The sequence below is a fragment of the Nocardia carnea genome (genome assembly GCF_029868855.1).
Lineage (GTDB): Bacteria > Actinomycetota > Actinomycetes > Mycobacteriales > Mycobacteriaceae > Nocardia > Nocardia carnea_A.
Genome location: NZ_JARWOV010000072.1, coordinates 1 through 4329, shown reverse-complemented (window position 1 = coordinate 4329; position 4329 = coordinate 1). Strand labels below are relative to the sequence as shown.

Annotated in this window: 5 protein-coding genes; 2 read left to right on the top strand and 3 right to left on the bottom strand. The window is 69.6% G+C overall.

Features of this window, described 5'->3' with window-relative positions; all coding sequences use genetic code 11:
• Together QH195_RS06245 and QH195_RS06240 are read right to left on the bottom strand one after the other, a co-directional pair.
• Window positions 1-1235: helix-turn-helix transcriptional regulator (locus QH195_RS06245; protein ID WP_280434660.1), on the bottom strand; the 1235-nt coding region annotated here is incomplete at its 3' end.
• Window positions 1236-1346: 111 nt separating this feature from the next.
• On the bottom strand, window positions 1347-2279 hold the full coding sequence (locus tag QH195_RS06240; RefSeq protein WP_280434659.1) for an aminoglycoside phosphotransferase family protein: 933 nt from the start codon (window positions 2277-2279) through the stop codon (window positions 1347-1349).
• 145 nt (window positions 2280-2424) lie between these two features.
• Here QH195_RS06240 and QH195_RS06235 point away from each other — a divergent pair, with 145 nt between their 5' ends.
• Window positions 2425-3342 (top strand): alpha/beta hydrolase, encoded by a 918-nt coding sequence (locus QH195_RS06235; protein WP_280434658.1) that lies wholly within the window; start codon window positions 2425-2427, stop codon window positions 3340-3342.
• Window positions 3343-3427: 85 nt separating this feature from the next.
• Here QH195_RS06235 and QH195_RS06230 read toward each other — a convergent pair whose 3' ends face one another.
• A complete protein-coding gene (locus QH195_RS06230; protein ID WP_280426105.1) occupies window positions 3428-3583 on the bottom strand; it encodes a DUF6131 family protein in 156 nt (51 codons plus the stop codon).
• A gap of 303 nt (window positions 3584-3886) precedes the next feature.
• Here QH195_RS06230 and QH195_RS06225 point away from each other — a divergent pair.
• Window positions 3887-4329: O-methyltransferase (locus QH195_RS06225; RefSeq protein WP_280434657.1), on the top strand; the 443-nt coding region annotated here is incomplete at its 3' end.

Sequence of the window (4329 nt, the reverse complement as noted above, 5' to 3'; positions counted from 1 at the left end):
GCCCGACCGCGATTCCGGTTGTCGTTTTCGATGGGGCGCGAAACCGCGACCACAGTGAAACCGGATTGGAGAACGTGAGGATCGGCCACCCCCGGGCCGTGGGGGGGGCGGGGGGCGGGGGGGGGGGGGGCCCGCCCGCCGCCCCCGCGCCGGCCCCGCCTTTCCCTCCCTCTCGCTTCTTGTGGGGGGGGGGGGTGTGGTGGCGGGGGGGGGCCGCCCCCCCCCCCCCCCCCCCGGCGGATTGAAACAGCCCCGCGCGGGGGGGGGGGCCCGCGGCTTAGGGGGGGGGGGGGGTTTCCCGCCGGGGGGGGGGGGGTCGCGCCGGGGGGCCGCCGCCGGAACTCCCGCGGTGTCTGACCGAAACGTTCCTTGAACGCGGCGGAGAACCAGGTGGGCGTGAAACCACAGCGGGTCGCGAGTTCGGCGATGGTCATGGTGGCGCGCGGATCTTCCAGGATTTCCCGGGCGACCCGCAGCGCCTCCTCCCGGCGCAGATCGCGGAAGGTGGTGCCGGATTCGTGCAGCACCACCCGCACCTGACGCTCCGACCAGCCGAGCGCGTGCGCGACGGCCGGCAGGCGCACATCACCACGACCGATATGCGCGCGCAGGTATCGCCGGATGCTCTCGGCGACCTCCGCGCGGTGGGCGCGCTGCGGTTCGGTGTCGCCGGCCGCCAGCAGGCACAGCAGTTCGGTGATCCGATCGCAGACCGCGGTGAATTCACGTGCCGACAGCCCCGCCTGCTCGGCGTGGGTACTGCGGATCATGGCGTCGGCGACCCGGCCCAGTCCGCGGGTCAGATCGAGGACGAGATTCATATGGGTGCGTGGGCGCAGATGATGGTCGAATTCGGTGCGCGGAACCTGGAATGCGTAGGCCGCGGAATCGGGAATATCCAGGTGGCAGGGGATGTCGAGTCCCGCCACCGTTGCGCGACCCGGCGTGACGTGGGCGATATCGTCGCGGAAACGGATCCCGAACGGGCCCCGGTCGGGCATCACCACCCAATAGAAATCGTCGCCGGGTTCTCGCCGGATATGGCCGGTGGTCCGGTGGCAGCGGCGCCGGCCGCGCTGATCCCAGCGCAGCAGCGCGTAGGTCGCCGATTCCTGGGCGGTGAGCCCGGCCTGCCATCCGGGTTCGTCACCGAATTCGTGGGCCATCGGCACGAATCCGTCGGCCAGGCCGGCGAACGATTCGGGACCGCAAGCGGTCACGCTGCTCCAGCGCATGAGTGGCCCTCCCATCGATCAGGATCGGCCGCTGTCCACTGCCCGCCGATACGATCAGCGCAATCACCCTACTGGCCGCGGCGGTTTCCGGCTCGCCGTGCCCGCGGCCGTTCACGACAGGGCCGCGACGACCTCCAGGTACCGGGCGGCGTCATCCGGTCGCCCGTCCTCGAGCGACCAGGCGATCTCTTCCACGGTGCGGAGATGAGCCCACGCCCGGGCCCGTTCACGATCCACGTCGAGACCGTCGGCGGTGGCCGCGAGTACCCGGCGCGCGAGGGTGGCACCGGGTGCTGTCTCGACCTGCTTCATGATGAGGAACCCGGCGTCGAAGGCGGCCTCGCCCAGGAACGCCTTCGGATCGATCAACAGCCACGGCTCCCGTTCGGCGGCCACGATATTGCCCAGGTGGGTATCGCGGTTGACGATCAGCAGCGGTCCGTCCGGTTCGGACAGCCACGCACGGAGGTCGCGGGTGCTGGCGGTTACCGCCGCCGGGAGATAGCTGTTCATCTCGGGCGTGAAAAGCTCTTGCTCCCAATGGGAAACGATATCGGCCACCAGCGGGAGCGCCGGGTATCCGTCCGGAACCCCGGTGGGCGGGCGGCGCAGGCGTCGATACAGGATGCAGGCGGTCTGGATCTTGCCCGCGTTCTCTGCCCTGCCCTCCAGGGGAATCCGCGGCTGCGCGATCAGTGGCGTGCCGGGACGTGCCCATTCGAGCAGCAGGGCACCGGTACCGGGGTCGAAATCGTAGAGGCGCGCCGCGCCGTCACCCTGGTAGCAGTACATTCCGGTGGCCTCACCGGCGTTCTCCTCATCCGGAACCGCGATCTTGAGTACCGCCACCGAACCGTCGCCGCGCCGCACCGGGGCCACGAAAGAATGCGTACCGCCCGAGAACGGCCGCCCGATCAGTTCGAGCTCCCACTCCCGGCACTGCCGGTCCACCACTCCGGGCAATTCCGTGAGCCAGCGTTCGCCGCGCTCCTCGAAAATGGTGCGGATATTGTCCACCACATCGGGCGGCAGGCCGATCGTCATCGAATCAGTCTGCGTAATGGGCCGACTGCCGACAACCGAATTCTTGCGCGCCGGCGAAACGCACCGACAGGCGATCGGTCCCGCGTAGGCTGCGATGGCCCGGGCAGTTCCGGACCCGGTTCGACAGCGAGAGGACGGCTCGTCGATGCCTTCGCCGAATTTCCACCCCGACCTGCGCCGGGCCCGGCTGCTACCCCGTTCGATCGTGCATCCGCGCACCCTCGGACTCATCCGCCGGATCACCGGCCGCACGGGGGCGGCGCAGCCGCTCGGCGGGACGGTCGAGCGGATCGACGAGGCGGTGACGGTCCGGGTGTTCCGGCCCGCCGCGGTACCCAGGCCGGGGCCGGCACTGCTGTTCATCCACGGCGGCGGCTATGTGATCGGTAACGCCGCGATGGGAGACAGGTTCTGTCGCCTGGTCGCCGACCGTCTGGGGGTTGTGGCGGCGTCGGTGGAATACCGGCTGGCGCCGGATCATCCGTTTCCGGTACCGCTCGAGGACTGCTATGCGGGACTGCGCTGGCTGGCCGCGCAATCCGATGTCGACCCGCAGCGAATCGCGATCGCGGGCGAGAGCGCGGGCGGTGGACTCGCCGCGGCGCTGGCCCTGCTCGCCCGCGACCGGGGCCAGATACGGCCGGCGCTGCAGTTGCTGTCGTACCCGATGCTGGACGACCGGACCTCCGCGGCCGGTCTCGATCCACGCCGGATGCGCCTGTGGAGCGCCCGGAGCAACCGGTACGGCTGGTCCTCCTATCTGGGGCCGGCGGCGAACGGTGAGGTGCCGCCGCTCGCCGCGCCCGCGCGATACGAAAACCTGGCCGGCCTCGCGCCCGCCTGGATCGGCGTCGGCACCAACGACCTCTTCCACGCCGAGGACCTCGCGTACGCCGAGCGGTTGCGCGCCGCGGGTGTGCCGTGCGAGGTGCACGAGGTCGAGGGCGCGTACCACGGCTTCGACCTGATCGAAGCCGATACCGGCGTCGGGCGGGCATTCCTGCAGGCACGGCTCACCGCGCTGTCGGCGGCGCTCGGCGAAGGTGAGCGGGTCTCGTCGTAATCGGCCACTCCGCCACAACCGCGTCCAGGGACGAACGCGCCCGTCGACAACGACACCGTGTTCCGGGCCGGTAGGTGTGGGCTGGTCAGTAATAGTGCCGCCGGCCGCCGACGGGACGGCCCACCGATCCGGCGACGGCCAATACCGCACCGAGGACGAGCAGGATGATGCCGATAGTGGTGAGGATGCCGATACCGAGCAGGTAACCGGCGATGAGAAGGATGAGTCCGAGAACGATCATGACACTGACTTTCTATTTCGAAGGGACCACCACATCCCGGCGGAAACGAGACTCACCCCTGGTCCGCCGGCAACACCGGCGGCCCTCGCCGCGCCGGCGAGCACGAGCCCGAGAACGATGATCATGGCAATCCCATGGGTCGAGGAACACTATGCTCCCGCTATTCCCGGCGACGACCATGTCAAACGGTTGGAAGGCCTTGTATTCCGGGGATTCCGGCCGGTTACACGGGGAGCATCGATCTCGAAGAATTCGCCGGTCGGCGTGGCGGCACCGGGGCGCGGTGGGTGGCAGACTGCGGGTATGAGCACATCCGAGTGGGCGGACGTAGACGAGTACGTGGTGGACCATCTGGTGCGCGATGCCGAGGCGAGCGCGATCCTGCGGGCGAACGCCGAGGCGGGGTTGCCGGCCATCGACGTCTCCGCGGCGCAGGGCAAATTCCTGTATCTGCTGGCCCGATCGACCGCGGCGCGGCGGGTGCTCGAGATCGGCACCCTGGGCGGGTTCAGCACCTTGTGGCTGGCCCGGGCGGTCGGTGATCGAGGCAGTGTCACGACACTCGAATTCGAACCCGGGCACGTCCAGGTGGCGCGGGAGAACCTGGACCGGGCCGGGTTGGGCGACGTGGTCGATATCCGGATCGGCGCGGCGATGGAATCGCTGCCGGTGCTGGCCGAAGAGCAGCCGGATCCGTTCGACCTGGTCTTCATCGACGCCGACAAGGTGAACAACTCGAACTATGT